This window comes from Bradyrhizobium genosp. L, assembly GCF_015624485.1.
Classification (GTDB): domain Bacteria; phylum Pseudomonadota; class Alphaproteobacteria; order Rhizobiales; family Xanthobacteraceae; genus Bradyrhizobium.
The window spans coordinates 5260578-5282137 of sequence record NZ_CP061378.1; the positions used below are offsets into that span (position 1 = coordinate 5260578).

The following is a 21560-nucleotide window of genomic DNA, read 5'->3' on the forward strand; positions in this document are numbered from 1 at the left end:
CAAGCTGGATTTTCGATGAGCATAATTGAGATAGATCCCGCCCGGATCGACGACGAACTCAATGCGAACGGATACGTGATCTTCCGCAATGCGGAGCTGCAACGGCTGAGCGAACAGGCGCGGTCCGAATACGAGGCCTGCCTGCGCGCGTCACCGCTGCAGGCGACCCGCGAGAAATTCCATTACAGCTCGCTGGCTGCGCGTCCATGGCGGAAGCTTGCGATCGGCTCCAGCAACGGTCTCGGCGAAAGCTACGCGCAGAACCTGCAATCGATCTACTTCTCGGCCGAGAACCCGGCCTACCCGGCGCTCGGCGTGTTGTTCAAGGAGATGATCCGGATCCGCAACAGCCTGATGGGCGTCGATCCGTCGTTCGGCTCGAACCCGGATCGCGACCGGTTTTGGGATGCCTGCCGCATCCATCATTATCCGCGCGGCGGCGGCTTCATGGTCACCCACAGGGACACGCACTTCCCTCAGGTGATCGCGTCGCAGATCGAAAAGCCGTTCTACCAGATCTGCGTGCTGTTGAGCCGGAAGGGCACCGACTTCCACACCGGCGGCGGCGTGATCTATGACGGCAACAAGCAGCGCATCGACCTCGAAGACGCCGGCGGGTTCGGATCCCTGATCCTGTTCGACGGGCGCACCTATCACGGCGTCGAGGACGTCGATCTCGATCAGGTGATCGACTTCTCCAGAACGGATGGACGGCTCGCCGCGTTCGTCAACCTCTATAAGGTGCTGTGATCGCACGGCGTCCGAATGGCTGCGCGCAAACCGGGATGAAGCAGGTTGAAGTTCGTCAAGATCAATCCTCCCGGCACCTTCTGCACCCAAGAGGCGCTCCGCGATCTCTTGAAGGGGCAGCAGGCCAAGACGTTAGGTAAGACGTTCCTGGAGGTCGGCTGTGGCAACGGCGACCTGTCCCGGATGCTCTGCGATGCCGGCCTGACCGGGATCGGCGTCGACTTCTCCGCGCAGGCGATCGAGATCGCGAAGACGGCGCTCGATCCCTATCTGAAGGACGGCCGCTACCAGCTGCATCTCGGCGACATCCGCGATCTGCCGGCTGACGCCGCCAAGGTCGACATCGCGGTCAGCTACATGGTGATGGAGCATGTCGAGGACGACGTCGGGTTCATCAGGAAGCTATCCGAGTTCGTGAAACCCGGCGGCATGGTGATCCTTGGCGTTCCAGGACGCCGCGACCGCTGGTCGTTCGAGGACGAGACGGTCGGGCACTTCCGCCGCTACGACCGCGGAGATCTCGAGGCCACGCTCGAGAAGGCCGACCTCCGCCAGGTCTCGGTCTGGTCGGTCGGCGTTCCCACCATCAATCTGCTGTTCAACGCCAGCCTCTACATGATCAAGCGCTCCGGTGCGGCATCGCATCTGGCGGAGAGCAAGCGGCAGCAGACCGAAACCAGCGGCATCCGGGAAATTCCGTGGAAGACGGTATTCCCGTCATGGGTGCGCATCATTCTCAACAGAACGACGCTGTTTCCGCTGTTCGTGCTACAGAGGCTATTCTACCGCACCGGGCTCGGCCTCGTGATGATGGGGGTCGGCAGAATCTCGGAGAACCGGCCGGGAGCCATGCTGGACCAGGTTGCACATGACACACAGCGACACGCCTAGACGCTACGGCGTTGCCGAGCAGACCCGCTCCGACACCGATGTCGAACGAACCTGCGAGACGATCCGCCAGCTCGGCTACGGGATCATCGACGGCGGCTACGACGGCGCGCAGTTGGCCGCGCTCTCGGCGGCGTTCGACCGGGCGCAGCAGCGCCATGGCGGCGAGCATGGCGGCCTCGACGCGCTCAAGGCGATCGACGAGCACAACACGATCCGCCTTCCCCTCGCCTACGAGACGGCGTTTCTCGAACTGGCGACCAATGCAGGGATCCTCGAAATCTGCCGCAAGCTGATAGCCGATTATGTGATCCTCAATCAGCAGAACGGCATCATCAATCCGCCGAACGGGATGCGCTACAATCAGGGCGCCTGGCATCGCGACCTGCCGTATCAGCATTTCGTCTCGTCGCGGCCGCTCGCGATCAATGCGCTGTTCTGCCTCGACGCGTTCACGATCGAGAACGGCGCGACCATGGTGCTGCCGGCTTCACACCGGCTGGAGGCGTTTCCGTCCGACCATTTCGTCGATACGCAGGCGGTGAAGGTCACCGCGCCTGCGGGCTCGTTCATCGTGCTCGACTGCATGGTCTTCCATAGCGGCGGCGTCAATGTGTCGGCGCAACCGCGCCGCGCCGTCAACCATGTCTATTCGATCCCCCTGCTGCGCCAGCAGATCGACCTGCCGGCTGCGCTCGGCGAGGATTTTGTCAGCACCCCCGAGTTGCGGCGGCTGCTCGGCTATGATGTTCGCCAGCCGCGGTCCGTCGCCGAATATCTGGCCGGCCGTGCACCGCCGCGGCCCTGACGAGAGCATGATCCGGAAAAGCGTGAAGCGGCTTTCCGAAGAGATCATGCTCAAGCTTCAGAGAGCGAGCTCGCCGTCCCAGACCGCCAATCCGATACCGGTCGCGCCGTAGCCGTTGCCGTTATAGGCGAGCCACAGCCGCTCGCGGTGCCAGAACAGCGCCGGATAGCACGTCATCTCGCTTTCCCAGGCCTGGTCCGACGGGCCGAGCCCCATCACCCCATCCAGCCGCCGCCAGCTTGCGCCGTCGTGGCTCGTCGCCGCACCGATCCGGTAATGCGGACCGCGACAGGCGAGGCACATCAGGAACCGGTTGCCGACGCTCACCACCGTCGGGCGCGCCAGCGCGTACTCGTCCGGCGTCGCAAATCCGACCACAGGTTCGGCCTGCCTGCTCCAGCGAAGTCCATCCGCCGACCGCGCCAGCTTGATTGCGTGCCGCATATCGGTACCGCCGACCACAGGAGCGAGATTGGAGCCGTACCACATGCGCCAATCCTGCGGCCCGAGCCGAAGCACCCAAGGATAGGATAGCGTGTAGGGATCTTCCGGCGAACGATCCAGGATCGGCCCCGGCGAGAATTTCACGAAGGGTTCGCCGGGCGCCGGCGACCGCGCCAGCCCGATCGCATTGCGCCATGCCGAGCGGACACCGAGATTCCAGCCCATGTAGTACAGCGAAAGCCCGCTGTCCGCCGCAACGACGCAGCCGACGCCGATGCCGCTATCGTCGAACGAACCATCGGCACCGGGCAGCAGCACCGGCTGCCGCCCGACCTTATCGACGCGCGGCGTGTCGGATATCTCGACGTCGATCCATCCCACATGCGAGCGCTGCTCGGCATCGCGCGCGCTGTAGAACACCCTGTATACGTCACCATCGAGGTGCACCGGCGTCGGCAGCGACGCATGGCTGCGCGCCCATGGCTGGTCTCCGGCAGGAGCGAACACCAATCCGAGACGGCGCCAGGGCATTCAGCGCCTCACAGTTTTCTCAGGCGTGTGCTCGGCACCGGCGAGCGCTCCGTTCCGCGCGGCGCGAGTACGGAGAAATCGGGCTGATCCTCCAGCACCAGCGCGCCGGCGCCCAGCACGCATCTCTCGCCGACGGTCACGTGGTCGCGGATCGTGACGTTGACGCCGACGAAGCTGCCCCGGCCGATCCGCACCCCGCCCGACACCACGACATGCGATGCCAGGAACACGTCGTCCTCAATGACCGAGTGATGGCCGATATGGTTGCCGCTCCACAGCGTGACATTGGCCCCGACCTTCGCGAAAGGCTGGATCGTGTTGTCCTCCAGGATGAAGCAGTTCTCCTGCGGCTCGAAGCCGGGAAACACCGTCGCGCGGCTGCTCAGGTAGGTCGCGAGCCGGTATCCCTTGGCCCGCGCAGCGGCCACCTTCTCGGCCCTGACGGCATTGATCTTCGCGTAACTCACCGCGACGAACATGCCGAACTCACCGGGCGGGAATCTCTCGGCCACCTCTTCGAACGCGACGACCGGCCGGCCGCGGAATTCACCCTGCTTCAGATACGCGGCATCGACGGTGAAAGCCGCGACCTCGACGTCGGAATCCTCGGTGAAATAAAAGTCGGCGAGTTCGGCAATCTCGCCGATCCCGAAGATGACAATGCGCCGCGCCTTCAATTGCAGTGCCTCCGAGCTGACAGCCGTCTCCGCGCGCTACGCGATGTGCCACGTCCCGGGCACCAGGCCGGCGCTGGAGATCAGATGCGCGCTGTTGATCTGACCATTGTTCCAGATCGAGACCGCGCCGTTGTCGTTCTGCCAGAGAATATCCGAATGGCCGTTGGCGTCAAAGTCGCCGATACCGGCGACGTGCCAGCTCGAGGCAACGTCACCAGGAGTGGCGATGAGGTGAGCCTGGCCGATCTGACCGTTATTCCAGATCGAGACCGCGCCATTGTCGTTCTGCCACAGGATGTCGGAATGCCCGTTGCCGTCAAAATCACCGATGCCGGCGACGTGCCAGCTCGAGGCAACGTCACCCGGTGTGGCGATCAGGTGAGCCTGGCCGATCTGGCCGTTATCCCAGATCGAGACCGCGCCATTGTCGTTCTGCCACAGGATGTCGGAATGCCCGTTGCCGTCGAAATCGCCGACGCCAAGGATGTGCCAGCTCGATGCATAGGAATCCCCGGTGACGATGAAGTGCGCGGTGCCGATCTGGCCGTTATTCCAGAGCGACAGGGTGCCATTGTCGTTGCGCCACAGGATATCCGACTGCCCGTTGCCGTCGAAATCACCGACGCCGGCGATGTGCCAGCTCGACGGCACGGCACCGGCGGCCGCGACCGTCTGGCTTTGGGTCACCTGCCCGTTATTCCAGATGAACACCGCGCCATTGTCGTCGCGCCACAGAATATCGCTCTGACCGCTGCCGTCGAAATTGCCGACGCCCTCGATGTGCGACGTACTCGCGACGCTGCCGGGACTCGCGATCCAGTGCGCGGCGCCCGATTGGCCGCTGTTCCAGAGCGATACGGTTCCGTTGTCACTGTACCAGAGGATATCGCTCTGCTGGTCGGCCGTGAACAAACCGGTCGCATAGTTCGCGGTGGCGTTGCTGACGTCGACATTGATATGGAACGTCACCGTCCCCGACGTCGCTCCGGACGGGTTCGAGACCGAATACTGGAAGCTGTCCGAGGACACGCCGAGGCCGGTCTCATGGTAGGTGACAAGTCCGTTGTTGACGTCCGCTTGCGTGAACGAGGTCGTGGCCGCTCCGTTCAGCATCAGCGTGCCGTGCCCGGGCACACTGGTGACCGCATAGTGCAACTGAGAGGCGCTGGCGTTGTCGACCGTGCTCAGATAGCTCGAACTCACGATATAGGCCGCGCCGGTCGCAAGCCCGAGCGGGTTTGCGGTGGCCGCAACCGTCGATAGCCCGATCAGATCGGCAGTGGTCAGCGCAATGTTGCCGGTGAGATCGATAGCGAAATCGGCGCTGCCGTCGCCGTTGATATCCCCCCGAAGTGTCGTCACGCCGGTCGTGCCGTTGTAGCCGTAGTCGAGCTCGTAGGCGCTGTGGTCGAACGACGACGTACCGATGAACTTGAACAGACCGAGGCCGCTGAGATCGATGTGATCCACGCCCGATGCGAAATCCGAGATCAGATCGTGACTTCCGCTCGCCGCAGTGACGTCCCCGGTCGCAAACGCGAAAACGTCGCCGGCGCCGTTGCCGGTCATGATGTCGGCGCCGGAGCCGGCGATCAGCCGGTCGGAACCGGCGCCGCCGATCAGCGTGTCGTTGCCCGCGCCGCCGATCAGGGTGCAACCGTTGTCGTTCGCGATCAGCGTGTCGTTGCCGCTGCCGGCGATCGCCCTCTCGATGATGGTGTTGGTCGCGATCCCGATGTTGTTGACCAGACCGCCGACCGACGAGAAGGCACCGGGATGCAGATCGATGGTCTGCGCCGCGGAGTATCCCGAGCAGTCCAGCGTGTCGTTACCGCCACTGTCGTAGATCGTCAGCGCGGGTGCCTGGTTGTAGTTGGCGAAACTGAAGATCGAGCCGGCGTTGCTGTGGAAGCCGTAGACGGTATCGCCCGTCCGCGTCGTGGTCGACGCGCCATAGATCTGGTCGACGGCGTAGATGTCGGCCATTTCCGGCGTGACGACGTAGCGATAGGAGCTTCCGGAATAATTGTCCTGCGAGAAGTAGGACATGATCGAATATTGCCAGGTGTCGTCGGCGTAGATCGCGTCGGTCGAATAGACGGCGTTGTTGTTATAGGGCCCCTGGTGGCCGAGGCCGAGCGCGTGACCGATCTCGTGGATGTACGTCTGATATCCGTAGCTGTCGATCCCGGTCTTGCCGTCATTGGTGCCGCCGTCGCTCGTGATCCAGTCGGCGCTGATGTCGACCGTAGCCGAGCTCATGATGCCCGCGCCATTCCAGCTCGCGTTGGTCATGGCCGTCATCGTGCCGGTGTCGACGAAGGTGATGTTGGCAGCGCCGCCGGTCTGGACGAAGCTGACATTGGCGACCTCGTGCCAGGCTTCGAGTGCCGACAGCGCAAGCGTCTGCTCGGCGGAATTCAATCCATTGATATTGTAGCTGACGGTACTGGAGCCCCAATGATGGGCGATCGAGCCTTCATAGGCCCAGTAGCCGCTGATCAGGTAGTTCGCAAGCGTGGGGACACTCGCCACTGTTTTGGTGGAGCTGGCATTGACCAGAGTGGCGGCGGTGCTGTCCGCAGTTGGATATGGATCGCCGGAATCTGCCAGAACGGGGGCGGCCGCCGCCCCCGCAAACGCCGACGGTCCCGTTGCGAACGACGGGTCAACCAAGCTGTCGAACAATGAATCCGTTCCGAGATCGTCGTGAAGCCAGAAGCCTTTTCGCATCATGTCGACCATACCTTGAGGTAATTGCCTGGGATGAATCGTCTGATGAACACAGACAGAATAACATAGAAGGACGACATTTCGTTTGCCGCGATCCCGCGGAAACGCCGTTGGCGGAAGATTGAGGCGACCGGGAAGATGCCGGCATGGCCTGAACGAACGTCAAAGTACCAGAGCGGAACCTGATCGGGAAAACAAAGGCCCGCAGATCTGCGCGATTGCAGCCAGCCCTGCGACATTCTGCGCCAAACCGGGCTTGGGAATTGAGCGGCCGTCTCACCAGGCGGGCCGCGGCGCCGACATTTACGCGATGTGCCAGGTGCCCGGCACGGAAGCCGCGGCAGCGACGATATGCGCACCGGAGAGCTGGCCGTCATCCCAGATCGAGACCGCGCCATTGTCGTTCTGCCAGAGAATGTCGGAGCGACCGTTGCCGTCAAAATCGCCGATCCCGGCGACGTGCCAGCCTGCGGCGACGGAGCCTGGGCTGGCGACGATGTGGGCCGCGTTGATCTGGCCATTATCCCAGATCGAGACCGCGCCGTCGTCGTTCTGCCAGAGAATGTCGGAATGCCCGTTGCCGTCGAAATCGCCGATCCCGGCGATGTGCCAGCTCGAAGCGACGGCGCCCGGACTGGCGATGACGTGGGCCGCGTTGATCTGACCATTATCCCAGATCGAGAGCGCGCCATTGTCGTTCTGCCACAGAATGTCCGAATGCCCGTTGCCGTCAAAATCGCCGACGCCGACGATGTGCCAGCTCGAGGAATAGGAGTCTCCGGTTGCGATCCAGTGCGCGCTGCCGATCTGGCCGTCGTCCCACAGCGAGAGGGTGCCATTGTCGTTGCGCCACACGATATCCGACTGACCGTTGCCGTCGAAATCACCGACGCCGGCAATGTGCCAGCCGGCAGGAACGACACCCGCGGCGGCGACGCTGCGGCTGTCGGTCGGCTGGCCGTTGTCCCAGATGAACACCGCGCCGTCGTCGCCGCGCCACAGAATGTCACTCTGGCCGTTGCCGTCGAAATCGCCGACCCCTTCGATATGCGACGTGTCGGCGATGGTACCGGGACTGGCGATCCAGTGTGCGCCGCTCGACTGGCCATCGTTCCAGAGCGACACGGTTCCGTCGTCGCTGTACCAGAGGATGTCGCTCTGGCTGCCGCCATTGAACAAGCCGGTCGCATGGCTGGCAGCGGGATTGCTGGTGTCGACGTTCACGTTGAACGTCTGCACCTGCGATGTCGCGCCGAGCGGATCCGAGACCGAATACTGGAAGCTGTCCGCAGACACCCCGAGGCCCGTCTCGTGGTAGGTCACGCGTCCACTGTCGATTTCGGCCTGCGTGAATGACGTCGTCTCCGCTCCGTCCAGCAGCAGCGTGCCATGGCTGGGATCGCTTGCGACCGTGTAATGCAGATCCGCAGCATCCACGCTATCGTTTGCCGCAAGGAAGCCAGAGGTCAGGGCATGATCGCCACCGGTCGAGACATCGAGCGGCTGGGCCGCGACGCTGATCGCAATGCCGCTCAGCGCCGCGGCAACGGCCGCATCGGCCTGCACCAGGCCGGCGCCGCTGACGGCCGCATCCGCCATCGGCAGCGCCGTCAGCTCCATGAAGTGTTCGACCTGCGCCGGCGTGAGGTTGGGATTGGCCGCCAGCATCAGTGCGGCGACGCCGGCGAGGCTCGCAGATGCAGCCGAGGTGCCGTAAAAATCGCCGAGGCCGCCGGACAGCGTCGTCGCAATGTTGTCCAGGCCCGAGACCGCGACCGGGCTCAACAGATCGGGCGTCGACAGCCGCGTTCCATCATTGGCGAACAGCAGCTCGGTGCCGGCTCCCGACGACGAGAAAGACTCGCTCTGCGCGGGGCTCACGCCGTAGACAGGCACCGAGGCAACGTTGACGGCACCCGCGGTGATCGCACCGGGCGTCATCGCATGACCAAACACCGTGCCGGTGTCGGCGCCGCTGATCGTCACCGGCAACCCGTCGGCGCCGGAAACCAGCTTGATCATCGTCGGATCGGAATTGGAGATCGACGACAGATTTTCGATCACGATCTGGTAGGTGCCGGATGCCGTGAACTGCAGGCCCGTCCACGGATTGGTCGCCACGCCGCCGACCGATCTGTTGGACACCGCCCCCAGATAGGTTCCGTTCTGGAAGACGTTCAAAACGAGATCGGCCGTGGCCGCGCCGTAGGCCTGATCCCACTCGAGCAACAGCGGAGATGGATTGGTCTTGCTGGCCGTGACCGTGATGTTCAAGACCATGCTACCGCCGAAGCTCTCGGCGTCTGCGAAGCCAAATCCATCGTAGATGCCGAACGTCGGCCGCCATGCCGCCTGATAGGCGTTGCTGGCATTGTTGCCGGCGGCCGTGACGTAGGTAACGCCCTCGGACTCCACGGTCTGAATGGCCTGGGCGACGATGCCATTCTGGAAAAACGGCTCGTCGAAATAGCTGACGTCGTCGCAGATCACTTTGCAGCCGGCCGCCGCAAGCGCGAGAATGCCGTTGGCAAAATCCTGCTCGCTGACATCGGCGGTATAGAAGGCGAGGCTGGCGCCCGGCGCGATCTCATGCACGATCTGCATCATCGCGCGGCCTTCGTCCGTTCCGCCCGACGATCGGTCTTCCAGCACCTGGATATTCGCGGCGGACGGCAACGCGCCGCTGGCCTCGTCGGCGGCCGCGCCGCCGAGATCGTTGAAGCTGTCCGAGATCACGCCGACTTTGATCCCGGAGCCGGTGCCGCTCAGGCCGCTTTCGCCAAGGGCCTGTTGCACCTGCCCGGCAGTGGCACCCTTGGCGCTGGCGGCGGCACTTGTGCTTCCGCTCGATCCCGACACTGGATTGGCCAGGCTGGCGAGGCTGTTGATCGCCTCAAAGGCCCCAACGCTCGGCTGGACCAATGCGGCCAGGCCGGCGTCGAGCTGTGGGAACTCACTGCCGGATACAAGCGGCGCCTGCACAGGCAACACCACGAACACCGGCGTGGCACTCGTTCCCGCGTCCCATGTGTCAATCAAATTACCGGTTTGATCGAGACCGTCCCAGCTCGAAATAAAATCGTCGCCGAATGCATCAAAAACGTCGTGAGGGCGCTTCATCGGTCAGTCATTTTCTTATTCAGGCAGAATTACTCGGTGGTCCCACGGCGAACGCTTGGATGAATCAGCCCGTCCCCCTGAGTCTTATCACGCGAAATATTTGCTGGCGCAATCTGCGAATGCGCTAAAGCCGGGACCATCTGTGCGAAGCGACGAAGTCGGCCTTGCGTGTATGAAGATCAGTATACCAGACCGGTCGCAGTCGGGGTCGACGGCTCCGTGGATTTACGGAATCCTAGTGAGCCGTCCGACCCCGCAGTGAAACGCCGCGTTGGGCAGGTCAGTTGTTTCCAGCTATTTCTGACGGGAGGACCGGTTGGAAACGCCGGTCAAATTGGCTAAGCCAGACGGGCCCCTTCGGGCCCGCCAATCAAGAGGTGTTCTCAATGCCCTTCCCCCGCGCGTCGCAAGCCCTGTCCCGTTTCACCGTGCTGGATCTGACCCGCGTCCGTTCGGGGCCGACCTGCGTGCGGCAGCTTGCGGACTGGGGCGCCAATGTCATCAAGATCGACGCGCTATTGGAGGATGCCGGCGGCGAGCAGCTCGGCGGGGCACGGCAGGGCTCCGACTTCCAGAACCTGCATCGCAACAAGCGCGCGATGACGCTGAACCTGAAGGACCCCAAGGGACTCGAGGTGTTCAAGCGGCTGGCGGAACAGGCCGACGTCGTCGTCGAGAACTTCCGGCCGGACGTCAAGGCCAAGCTCGGCATCGATTATGAGAGCGTGCGCAAGATCAACCCGAAGATCGTCTACGGCAGCATCTCCGGGTTCGGGCAGGACGGCCCCTATCACAAGCGGCCCGGCTTCGATCAGATCGCGCAGGGCATGGGCGGGCTGATGTCGATCACCGGCGCGCCCGGCGAAGGACCGATGCGGGTCGGCATCCCGGTCGCCGACCTCACCGCCGGACTGTTCTGCGCCATGGGCATTCTGACCGCTCTGCTGGAACGCGACGTTTCCGGCCAGGGCCAGTGGGTGCAGACCTCGCTGCTGCAGGCGCAGATCTTCATGCTGGATTTCCAGGCCGCGCGCTGGCTGATGGAAAAGGACGTCGCAAAACAGGCCGGCAACAATCATCCGACCTCGATTCCAACAGGCGTATTCAAGACGTCCGATGGCTACATCAATATCGCCACGACGGGCGGCCGGATCTGGGAACGCTGCGCGCAGGCCCTCGGCGCGCCCGAATTGTTCAGCCATCCGGATTACGTCACCGCGCCCTTGCGCTCGAAGAACCGCGACGCGCTGAACGCGACCATCAACAAGCTCACCGCGACGAAACCCACCGAGACCTGGGTCAAGGAATTGAATGAGGCCGGTGTGCCCTGCGGACCGATCTATTCGATCGACCAGATGTTTGAGGACGCCCAGGTCAAGCATCTCGGCATGGCCCAGCACGTTCCCAATGACGAGAACCGGCACATCCAGCTGGTGAGCCAGCCGGTGACGCTGTCGCGGACGCCGAGCAAGATGGCGGTGCGGCCGCCGGAATTCGGTGAGCAGACCGACGAGGTGCTGGCCGAGTTCGGCTTCGGCAAGGACGAGATCGCCGAACTCAGGCAGCGCAAGGTGGTCTGAGCTATTGCGCCCCTGCCGGCCGCACCTTGCGTGCGATGCCCGCAATGGCCCGGTCGATCAGCGGCCAGAACAGCAGCAGGATCGCCAGCGTCGTGATGGTGCCGACGAGGCCGTTGGACCAGAACACCTTCATGTCGCCGCCCGATCCGATCATCGACAGGCGGAAGGCGTCCTCGGCGCGGCTGCCGAGCACCAAAGCGAGCGTGAACGGTGCGAGCGGGATGCTGATCTTCTTGAAGACGTAGCCGACGACGCCGAAGCCCAGCATCAGCCAGATGTCGAACATCGCATTCTGGATCGCGTAAGCGCCGATCGCGCAGGACACCACGATCATCGGCGCGACGGCGGCGAACGGCACGCGCAGGATCGAGGCAAAAATCGGTACGGTCGTGAGCACCAGCACGAGGCCGACGACATTGCCGAGATACATCGAGGCGATCAGGCCCCAGACGAAATCCTTGTGCTCGACGAACAGCAGCGGACCCGGATTGAGGCCCCACACCATCAGGCCGCCGAGCAGGATCGCCGCGGTGCCGGAGCCGGGAATGCCGAGCGCGAGCATCGGCAGCAACGCCGAAGTGCCCGACGCATGCGCGGCGGTCTCCGGCGCGAACACGCCCTCGATGCGGCCCTTGCCGAAACTCTCCGGATCCTTGGAAAAGCGTTTTGCCAGATTGTAGCCCATGAAGGAGGCGGCGATCGCACCGCCCGGCGTGATACCGAGCCAGCAGCCGATCACGGAGGAGCGCAGCAGCGTCATCCAGTATTTCGGCAGATCCTTCCACACCGACAAAACGACGCGCAGGCTGATGCCGGCAGCGTGGCCGCGCAGCGCCAGACGCTCCTCCATCGTGAGCAGGATCTCGCTGATGCCGAACAGGCCGATGACGGCGACCAGGAAGTTGATGCCGCGCAGCAGCTCGGCCGAACCGAACGTCATGCGCAACTGCCCGGACACCGTGTCCATGCCGACGCCGGCGAGCAAGAGCCCGAGCGACATCGAGATCACGGTCTTGTGCTTGGCTTCACGACCGAGGCCGACAAAGGAGCAGAACGTCAGGAGATAGACGGCGAAGAATTCCGGCGGCCCGAACTTCAGCGCAAATGTCGAGATCATCGGCGCCAGGAAGGTGATGAGCAGCACGGCGACCAGCGAACCGATGAACGACGACGTGAAGGCCGCGGTCAGCGCTTCGGCCGCGCGGCCCTGCTGCGCCATCGGATAGCCGTCGAAGGTGGTCGCGACCGACCACGCTTCGCCTGGGATATTGAACAGGATCGAGGTGATGGCGCCGCCGAACAGCGCGCCCCAATAGATGCAGGACAGCATCACGATGGCCGAGGTCGGGTCCATCGTGAAGGTCAGCGGCAGCAGGATCGCAACCCCGTTCGGGCCGCCGAGTCCGGGCAGCACGCCGACGAAGATGCCGAGCACGAGGCCAACCATCATCAACAGCAGCGTCTTGCCGGTCAGCAGGACGGCAAAGCCGTGCAGCAGGAGTCCGAAGGCTTCCATCACGCGTTCCCAAACATTTCGTCATTGCCTGCGACAAACGCGAAGCGTTTGTGCAAGAGAGCGAAGCGACGAAGCAATCCACTCTTGCTTTGCTGCTGCATGGATTGCTTCGCTTCGCTCGCAATGACGGGACGGGTCATGCCGCCGCTAGTAGCCGAACGCCGCTTCGAGCGGGCCCTTCGGCATGATGACGTCGAACGCGATGTCGAAGGTTACGAACATCGCGGCGGTGAAGATGAAGGCGGTCAGCAGCGACTTCCACAGCGCGATCTTGCCGACCAGGCGCATGAAGCCGGCGATCAGGAGGAAGCTCGCGACATACAGCCCCAGGAATTGCGTGGCGAGGCAGAACAGGAAGGTCGGCACGAACACCGCCATCACCCGCCAAAGCTGCGCGCGCGAGACGAAGGTCTCGCGGGCCTCGCGATGCGAGAGCAGCGCCGTGCCGAAACCGTAGAGGCTGGCGCCGCCGAGGATGATCGAGAGATAGAACGGGAAATAGCCCGGTTGCGGCCCGGTCGAATCCCACGATGCGCCGGTGCGCCAATTGTCCCAGCCGAGTATCACGGCGAGCGCAAGCAGCAGCAGGGAGACGACGGCATCGACGATACCAGTGCTGACGACCGCAGGTGAATTGTCTTCGGGCGCAGTCGGATCGTCGACGACGATCTCAAGTTCGGTGTTGGCCATGGATGAGGGTGCTGGAGTGCGAGGACGCCGATTGGATTAGCGTGCGAGCGCAATCGGCGTCAATGCAGCGTTCAGCTAACCGGACCGTTCGGGAAACGCGCTCGCAAGTGCAGCACGGTCTGGCCTGAGCACGCCGCGCTCGGTGATCAGGCCCGTCACCAGCCGCGCCGGCGTCACATCGAAGCCGAAATTGGCGGTCGGTGAACCTTCCGGCACCACGCGCACGGTCTCGATGCGTCCGTCGGCGGTGCGCCCGGTCAGATGCGTGACTTCGCTGGCCGCGCGCTGCTCGATCGGAATCTGCCTGACGCCGTCATCGATACTAAAGTCGATGGTCGGCGAAGGCAGCGCAACATAGAACGGCACGCCATTGTCATGCGCGGCGAGCGCCTTCAGATAGGTGCCGATCTTGTTGCAGACATCGCCATTGGCGGCAACGCGGTCGGTGCCGACGATCGCGAGATCGACCATCCGATGCTGCATCAAATGGCCGCCGGTGTTGTCGGGGATCACCGTGTGCGGCACGCCGTGATGACCGAGCTCCCAGGCGGTGAGCGAAGCCCCCTGATTGCGCGGCCGCGTCTCATCGACCCACACGTGCACCTGGATGCCGCGATCATGCGCCTGGTAGATCGGCGAGGTCGCCGTGCCCCAATCCACGGTTGCAAGCCAGCCGGCATTGCAATGCGTGAGCACATTGACCGGCTCGCCCGGCTTCTTGGTCGCCGCGATGGTTTCGATCAGGCGCAGGCCGTGTTGACCGATGTCGCGGTTGATCTCGACATCCTCGTCGGCGATCTCGCGGGCGCGGGCATAAGCGGCCTCCGTGCGCGCCGGGGGCGGCAGCGGTGCGAGCACGCGATGCAGCTCGTCGAGCGCCCATTTCAAATTGATCGCGGTCGGCCGCGTCTCGATCAGCATCTTGCCGGCGCGATCGAGCGCGGTGTCGGAGGCGTCCGCACGCATCGCCAGTGCCATGCCGTAGGCCGCGGTGGCGCCGATCAGCGGCGCGCCGCGCACCAGCATCGAACGGATCGCCTCGCCGGCTTCCTGCGCCGTCCGGATTTTTGCCACGATGAATTCATGCGGCAGCCGCCGCTGATCGATCGCACCGACCGACCAGCCGTCGGGCTCGAGCCAGATGCTGCGGAAATGCTTTCCATCGACCTTCATGCCCTACGCCCTTTGCACCGTGCGCTCCCTGGAGCACTTGTTCACGACCGTAACACCCGTCCGGCAACCGCATCGAGCTTGGCCAGCAGCGCGGGATCGCGCGCCGCGGGCGCCGTGATCAGCGCGGTGTCGAGCGCGCGGTCCGAGCCGATCGGGCACGGCTCGTGCTCACGCGGGAAATCCCGCGCCAGACGGCCAACCAGCGCCTTGGCCTTCTCGGCGTTCGAGTTCAGCACGCGGATGATGTCCTGCACCGTCACGGCATCGTGCGCCGGATGCCAGCAGTCGAAATCGGTGACCATCGCGACGCTGGCGTAGCAGATCTCGGCTTCGCGGGCGAGCTTGGCTTCCGGCATGTTGGTCATGCCGATCACCGAATAGCCCTGCGCCTTGTAGGTCAGGCTCTCCGCGAGCGAGGAGAATTGCGGTCCTTCCATGCACAGATAAGTGCCGCCGCGCGCAAAGGCGATGCCTTCGGCTTCGGCGGCCGCTGCCAGATGTCCCGCGAGCAGCGGCGCGACCGGATGCGCCATCGAGACATGCGCGACACAGCCCTTGCCGAAAAACGAGCTCTCGCGCTTGTGAGTGCGATCGACGAACTGATCGACCAGCACGAAGCTGCCCGGCGGCAGTTCTTCCTTGAAGGAGCCGCAGGCCGACAGCGCGACGAGGTCGGTGACCCCGGCCCGCTTCAGCACGTCGATGTTGGCACGATAGTTGATGTCGGACGGCGACAGCGCGTGGCCCGGGCCATGCCGCGGCAGGAACACGATCGGCAGGCCCGCGATCTCGCCACGGCGCAGCGCCGCTGACGGCTCGCCCCAGGGGCTCGCGATCGCCTCCTCGCTGATATTTTCGAGGCCCGGCAGGTCGTAGATGCCGGATCCGCCGATGATCCCGAGAACGGCCTTGGTCATGTTCGCTCCTCACGGTCTCGCATTCGACCATACTGCGGCGCAATAATCATCGCGCGACGGCCAGTTGCAAGCGCATTTGGAGCGGAGGGTAAAGCGATGGGATACGGCGACACATGGCCGATCGGGGCCATGTGTCGGGTGAGCTACGAGGGGAGCCGGCTATTTGGCGACGAAGCCCGCCTCGTTCATCAGCGTGGTGTTGAGCCTGTCGTCGTCCTGGAGGAACTCGATCATGTCCTTGCCGGTGAGGAAGATCGGCTTCAACGCCTGCTTCTCCATGTAATCCCTGTATTCGGGGGTCTGCGTCACCTTCTGGAACAGGTCGACATAGAACGCCTGCTGCTCCTGCGTGACCTTGCCGGGCAGGAACATGGCGCGCAGCATCAGATACTGCACGTCGAGCCCCTCCTCCTTGCAGGTCGGGATGTCGTTCCAGGACTGCGTCTCGGTGACCTTGCTCTTGTAGGAGATGCGCTCCTTGTCGAACACGCAGAGCGCGCGCACCTGCCCGGCCCGCCACACTTCGAGGTTTTCGCTCGGGTTGTTGACGTTGGACTCGGTGTGGCCGCCGACCAGCTGGGTCGCAGCCTCGCCGCCGGACTTGTACGGCAGGTAGGAGAATTTCGCGCCGGTCTTCTGCTCCATGAACACGGTCAGCACATGGTCCTCGCGCTTGGAGCCGGTGCCGCCCATCTTGAATGGGCTGCTCGAGGCCTTCGCCGCCGCGATGAAATCCTTCACCGTCTTCGGACCGGACGCGTTGTCCCACAGCACGAACTGGTCGAGCGCGATCACCGACACCGGCGTGAGGTCGTGCCAGTTGAAGGGAATCTTCGCCGACAGCGGCAGCATGTAGATCAGCGAATAGGCGATCAGCACCTTGTTCGGATCGCCCTCGCTGGACTTCATGTACATCAGCGCTTCTGCGCCCGACGCGCCGCCCTTCAGCGACACCACCATCGGCTGCTTCATCAGATTGTTCTTCTGGATCGCCGCCTGCATCATGCGCGCCATCTGGTCGGAGGCGCCGCCGGCGCCCGCCGCAACCACGATCTCGACCGGCTTGCTCGGCTCCCAGCCGGCAAACGCCGGCGCGCTGAGCAGCATGGCCGCGACGGCAGCCGTGGCTTTCACAATCTGTCCCACGTGTCTCTTCCCTATCTCTTTGTTCGGCTTGGCAAAATGCTTGATATGGCTGGTCGGTGCATTGTGCGGATTATGGCCGGCGAGTTCAAGGCGCGAACCGGCGGATGACCTATGACTTTGGAATGAGTGGCGCGGACCGCGCTCCAAAAAAGAAAGCGGCGCGAACCCACGAGGAGCCCGCGCCGCTTTCGGCCTGGTCTTGCGCGACCGCTACACCACCAGGATGTCGTGCGGATTGAGCACGACGCCGGCCTGTACGCTGGTCACCGCGATGGCCGACGCCTGGGTTCCGTCGGCGCTGAAATACAGCGTCTGGTTGGCGGTATCGAAGTGGAACTCGGCCCCGGAGCCCGAGAACTGGTCGTCGCCCGCGGTCTCGAAGATCGACGACACGTCCATGCCGGCGGCGAGCCCGCCGCCGAAACCGCTGGCGGAGACCGCGATGTGATCGTGCTCGGTGGTGTTGTTGAAGTCGGTGATGATGCCGGGCCCGTCCGTCGACTGCAGGAACGCGAAGACGTCGTTGCCGCTGCCGCCGGTCATGCTGTGGCTGCCGGAATTGCCGATCAGCACGTCGTTACCGGCGCCGCCGTTCAGCGCTTCTGTGCCGTTGGTGGCGATCAGGATGTCGTCACCGCCGGTGCCGGTGAGCGCCGTCGACGACGTGGCATTGTTGAGGACGGTCGCCGTCGCCTGATTGCTGGTCGCAATCCCGTCGGACGAGGTGTAGTTGAACGACCCGCCAGGAGTTGCGTCGTCGCTGAACAGCACGTCGGAGCCGCCGAAGCTCGCGCTCCCGCCAGTGCTCGAGCTGACGCCGTTGACAAAGACATGATCCGTCTGATCCGGATCGGTGTCGTTTGCCGCCAGCGCCCAGGTCGGGATGTCGACCGTGCCATTGGCACCGACGTCGGTGACGACGTTTTCGCCGACCGCGGTCGGCGCGTCGTTGGTGCCGACGAGGGTGACGGCGACGTCCTGCACGACCGAGCCGCCGTGATTGTCCGACACCGTGACCAGATAGTCCTGCGTCAGCGTCTGGCCCTGGCCCAGGAACTGGATGTCGGCATTGTCGACGGTGTAGTGCCAGCCGACCGATCCCGTGCCGGAAGCGTCCGTCACCGGATCGAGCGTGAACGTCCCGACATAGTTGCTGTCGAGCGGCGCGAAACTCGCCGTGTGGGTATCCCCGGTCTCGGCGTCGGCGAACGAGATCGCGCCCGACGTCGATTCGGTCGGCGGGCTGGTCGCCGGCGTGACGCTCACGGAGTCGAGGATCATGCCGTCGGCGTCGTCGGCATAGGCGAATTGCAGCGACGTGCTCGATGCCGCGCCGTCGCCCGCGACCTCGAAGGCGTAGTGGTTGACACCCGCCGGAACGTCGGCGACCGACAGCAGGGTCATGCCGTCCCACGTCACCGAGAACGGCGTGTGGGTGCCTTCGGGATCGCCGATCAGGTCGAAGCTGATGAAGTAGTTCTGGCCCGGCGTGGTCGCAACGTCCTGCGACAACGTCTCGGTGCTGCCGGTCGGCGACAGCTGGGCCGAGTAATGGCCGAAGGCGCCGCCGAGCTCCAACTGCTCGACATGGATGTGCGAGCCGGTGGTGGTCCAGCCGGCCAGCGTGCCGGTTTCGAAATCGCCGTTGACGATCACCGGCGGGCCGGCGTCCTCCGTCACCGCACCGCTGATGTTGCCGCCCGTGATGGTCGGATTGTCGTCGGCACCGGCAATGTTGAAGGTCAGCGTCGTCGTCGCCTGATGACCCTGGCCGTCGTCGACCGTGAAGTTGAACTGGTCGGTGACGTTGTCGCCGACCTGCAGCGCGTCGACCGCCGAATTCGCCACATAGGTGTAGGTGCCGTCGGCATTGAGCACCAGCGAGCCATAGCTGCCGGCGACCGCCACACCGACATTTCCGGCGCTTCCGTCGACCTCCGTGATCGTCCGCGGCGTGCTGACATCGACGGCATGCTGGAGATCGGCGACGCTGCCGGCAGCGAGCAGATTGCCGGCGTCGGTCCCGGCGCCATCGGAGACATCGACCGAGGCCGGCGTCACCACCAGCGGATCGGAGGCGCCGTCGATGGTGATCGTGACGGTTTGCGTCGAACTGGTCGCACCATCGGCGACGATGACGTCATAGGTCACCGTCAGGGTCTCGCCCGGACTGAGGAAGTCGAGATCGCGATCCGGAATGCTGAAGGTCCAGTCGATACCGCCATGCCCCGTACCCGTGGAGTCATGCAGCGTGGTCGCAAGCGCGGTCTGCAGGTCGGCGAAGGTATCCGCCGGCAGGAAGTTCGGATCGACCGACCAGATCGCCGAATCCAGCGCGACGCTGACGCTGTGCGCATCCGACAGGTCGACATCGGTGAAGGCCAGCGTTCCGGTCGGCGACGGGCTCGTGGTGTCGATCGTGCTCGAATCGGTGACGCCGGGCTGTTCGGCCAGCGAGGCGGATCCGGGCCCGCTGGTGATCGTGACGGGATCATTGGCGCCGGTGATGACGACGGAGACGGTCTGGGTCGAGCTGGTCGAGCCGTCGCTGACCTTGACGTCGTAGTTGACGGTCAGCGTCTCGCCGGCGGCCAGGTAGTCGAGGTCGTGATCGGCGATCGCAAAATTCCAGTCGATGCTGCCGCTGCCGCTCCCGGTGGAATCGTGCAGCGTGGTGGTCAACGCCGTCGCGAGGTCGGCCTGGGTCGCAGCCGGGACAGTGCCGCCCGAGGTCGAATCGAGCATCACCGCGACCGTGTGGGTGTCGCTGGTGTCGGCGTCAGTGAAGGCGAGCGTACCGGCCGGCGTCGTCGGCGTGGTGTCGACCGCAGCCGAACCGGTGGTGTCCGCGAGCTCCGAGACGGTAGAGGATTCCGGACCGCTGGTGATCACGACGGGATGGTTGACGCCGAGGATCGTGACGGTGACGTCCCGCGTGTCGGTTGCGCCGAACGGATCCTGGACGGTGACGTGATAGACCAGCGTCAGGATTTCGCCGCCACTGAGGAAATTGGTCTCGGCATTCGACAGCGTGAAGTTCCACGAGACGTCGCCGAGCAGATGGCCCGTCGAATCCGGGCTGAGCGAGGTCGCGAACGCCGACAGCAGCGCTGCGTTGTCGAGCGGGATCGAGCCGCCCCCCGAGCGGGTCGCGGACACCGAAGTCGAGACGGTGTGGGTGTCGGAGAGGTCGACATCGCCGAACAGGAGGTCGCCATGGGCGGTCAGGTTGCCGGCCGGGCTGACATTTTGGTCCTCGACGAGATGCGCAAACTCCGGCGGCGACAGGAAGACCGGCTTGTCGTTGGTGCCGACGACGGTGATCGTGACGTTCTGCGTCGAAACGCCGCCGGCGTGGTCATCGAGCTGGACGGTGTAGGTGATGTCGAGATGCTGGCCGGCCGCGAGATAGTCGAAGGCGAGGTCCGGTGCGGAGAACGTGGTGTTGATCGTGCCGGCGCTCGAGCCTGACGTCTTGACCACGTTGTCGACGTCGAAGAACGACATCAACTCGCCGGTGCCGAGCGAGCCCGGCAGCAGGCCGTCGGTGTCGCCGGAGGCGCTCGCCGCGATGACGGTCGCGGTATGCCCGGTGTTGGTCAGATCGTCGTCGGTGAAATTCAGCGCGACGTGAACCGTGTCGGGCGAGAGCGACAGCGTCTGGCCCGCCTGCTCGGTGACGGTCGCAACCGTCGTCATGTTGATCACCGGCTTGTCGTCGGTGCCGGTGACGGTGATCTTGACGGTCTGGATCGCGGTGCCGCCGTGGTTGTCCGCGACCGTGATGTCATAGGTCAGAACCAGCGTCTGATTCTTCGACAGGAAATCGAAATCGTCATCCGCGTCGCTGAATGTCCATTTCAGCGAACCCGATCCACTGTGATCGGTGGTGATCTGCGACGTCATCGCGGCCTGGAAGTGCGCCAGCGATGCAGCCGGGATGATCGAGCCGCTCGATAACGTGGCGGAATGCAGGGTGGCCGACGTCGTGTGGGTATCGCCCTGGTCCGAGTCCTTGAAGTTCATCGTGCCGGACAGTTGATGCAGCGCCGTCGAGTCGGTGGTGTTGGCGAATTCGGTGAAACTGCCCGATGCGGACGAAGACGTGAAAACCGGAGTATGATTGGTCATGGAAAGCCCCTGCATGCGTTGTGACATGCGCCGCAGCGCAACGCTGCGACGAGGTGACGATCAGCCCTGGAATGCTCGCAAGCCGCGTTCGGCGTCAGAAAATGAAAATTGGCAATGGGTGCCGGCGCGATTGCGTCGTTGAAATTAGCGGTAACGCTTCTCAGTTTGATGACGCGTGGTTGCAGCCGCAGTCACAACGAAATTGAAAGGCGTCGAAGAATTGTAAGGGGAAGATCAAAGACCACGATCAACAACCACAACGATCATAAGTCTCACACTACAAGATCGTCAACATCAACGTGTCTCACGTTGAACCTTCGCGGCGCAGCCTGCACTAAGACTAGAGTCATCAGGCGAACGGCGGCGCGATGCGCGGGAACCTCTCGCGTCCGCGAGTGTGATGCGCGCATCACGATCGATGGAACCGCACCGGACTGATGCGGCCCATGAAATGCG

Annotated in this window: 14 protein-coding genes; 4 read left to right on the forward strand and 10 right to left on the reverse strand. The window is 64.0% G+C overall.

What is annotated here, in order from left to right; all coding sequences use genetic code 11:
* The first annotated feature begins 15 nt into the window (after positions 1 to 15).
* From IC762_RS25105 to IC762_RS25115, 3 genes are read left to right on the forward strand one after another with little or no spacing between them, the layout of a single operon-like run.
* Complete coding sequence (locus IC762_RS25105) at positions 16 to 750, forward strand: hypothetical protein (protein WP_195784886.1); 735 nt, start codon at positions 16 to 18, stop codon at positions 748 to 750.
* A gap of 45 nt (positions 751 to 795) precedes the next feature.
* Positions 796 to 1641 carry a class I SAM-dependent methyltransferase gene (locus IC762_RS25110; protein ID WP_195784887.1) on the forward strand — a complete coding sequence of 282 codons (846 nt, stop codon included), beginning with the start codon at positions 796 to 798 and terminating at the stop codon, positions 1639 to 1641.
* Positions 1619 to 2446, forward strand: coding sequence for a phytanoyl-CoA dioxygenase family protein (locus tag IC762_RS25115; RefSeq protein ID WP_195784888.1), 828 nt, complete (start codon positions 1619 to 1621; stop codon positions 2444 to 2446). The genes IC762_RS25110 and IC762_RS25115 overlap by 23 nt, the downstream gene beginning before the upstream one ends.
* 57 nt (positions 2447 to 2503) lie before the next feature.
* Here IC762_RS25115 and IC762_RS25120 read toward each other — a convergent pair whose 3' ends face one another.
* The 4 genes from IC762_RS25120 to IC762_RS25135 form a co-directional block, all read right to left on the reverse strand.
* Complete coding sequence (locus tag IC762_RS25120) at positions 2504 to 3421, reverse strand: hypothetical protein (protein WP_195784889.1); 918 nt, start codon at positions 3419 to 3421, stop codon at positions 2504 to 2506.
* An 8-nt stretch (positions 3422 to 3429) separates the two neighbouring features.
* Entirely contained in the window at positions 3430 to 4098 is a 669-nt protein-coding gene (locus IC762_RS25125; RefSeq protein ID WP_195784890.1) for an acetyltransferase, read from the reverse strand.
* Between the two features lie 36 nt (positions 4099 to 4134).
* On the reverse strand, positions 4135 to 6633 hold the full coding sequence (locus IC762_RS25130) for a M10 family metallopeptidase C-terminal domain-containing protein (RefSeq protein WP_195784891.1): 2499 nt from the start codon (positions 6631 to 6633) through the stop codon (positions 4135 to 4137).
* A 501-nt stretch (positions 6634 to 7134) separates the two neighbouring features.
* Positions 7135 to 9870: an FG-GAP-like repeat-containing protein gene (locus IC762_RS25135; RefSeq protein WP_246801222.1), complete on the reverse strand. Its 2736-nt coding sequence runs from the start codon at positions 9868 to 9870 to the stop codon at positions 7135 to 7137.
* Positions 9871 to 10337: 467 nt separating this feature from the next.
* Between IC762_RS25135 and IC762_RS25140 the strand changes: the two genes are divergently transcribed.
* Positions 10338 to 11531, forward strand: coding sequence for a CaiB/BaiF CoA transferase family protein (locus IC762_RS25140; protein ID WP_195784893.1), 1194 nt, complete (start codon positions 10338 to 10340; stop codon positions 11529 to 11531).
* A gap of 1 nt (position 11532) precedes the next feature.
* Here IC762_RS25140 and IC762_RS25145 read toward each other — a convergent pair whose 3' ends face one another.
* The 6 genes from IC762_RS25145 to IC762_RS25170 all read right to left on the reverse strand — a co-directional run bounded on the left by IC762_RS25145 (position 11533) and on the right by IC762_RS25170 (position 21104).
* Positions 11533 to 13047 (reverse strand): tripartite tricarboxylate transporter permease, encoded by a 1515-nt coding sequence (locus IC762_RS25145; RefSeq protein WP_195784894.1) that lies wholly within the window; start codon positions 13045 to 13047, stop codon positions 11533 to 11535.
* 147 nt (positions 13048 to 13194) lie between these two features.
* Positions 13195 to 13737 (reverse strand): tripartite tricarboxylate transporter TctB family protein, encoded by a 543-nt coding sequence (locus IC762_RS25150; RefSeq protein ID WP_195784895.1) that lies wholly within the window; start codon positions 13735 to 13737, stop codon positions 13195 to 13197.
* A 75-nt stretch (positions 13738 to 13812) separates the two neighbouring features.
* Positions 13813 to 14910, reverse strand: a complete 1098-nt coding sequence (gene mtnA / locus IC762_RS25155) for an S-methyl-5-thioribose-1-phosphate isomerase (protein ID WP_195784896.1) — start codon at positions 14908 to 14910, stop codon at positions 13813 to 13815.
* A 41-nt stretch (positions 14911 to 14951) separates the two neighbouring features.
* Positions 14952 to 15827 carry an S-methyl-5'-thioadenosine phosphorylase gene (locus tag IC762_RS25160; RefSeq protein ID WP_195784897.1) on the reverse strand — a complete coding sequence of 292 codons (876 nt, stop codon included), beginning with the start codon at positions 15825 to 15827 and terminating at the stop codon, positions 14952 to 14954.
* A 159-nt stretch (positions 15828 to 15986) separates the two neighbouring features.
* Positions 15987 to 16934: a Bug family tripartite tricarboxylate transporter substrate binding protein gene (locus IC762_RS25165; RefSeq protein ID WP_195790271.1), complete on the reverse strand. Its 948-nt coding sequence runs from the start codon at positions 16932 to 16934 to the stop codon at positions 15987 to 15989.
* 249 nt (positions 16935 to 17183) lie between these two features.
* Positions 17184 to 21104 (reverse strand): beta strand repeat-containing protein, encoded by a 3921-nt coding sequence (locus tag IC762_RS25170; RefSeq protein ID WP_195784898.1) that lies wholly within the window; start codon positions 21102 to 21104, stop codon positions 17184 to 17186.
* Between the last annotated feature and the right edge of the window lie 456 nt (positions 21105 to 21560).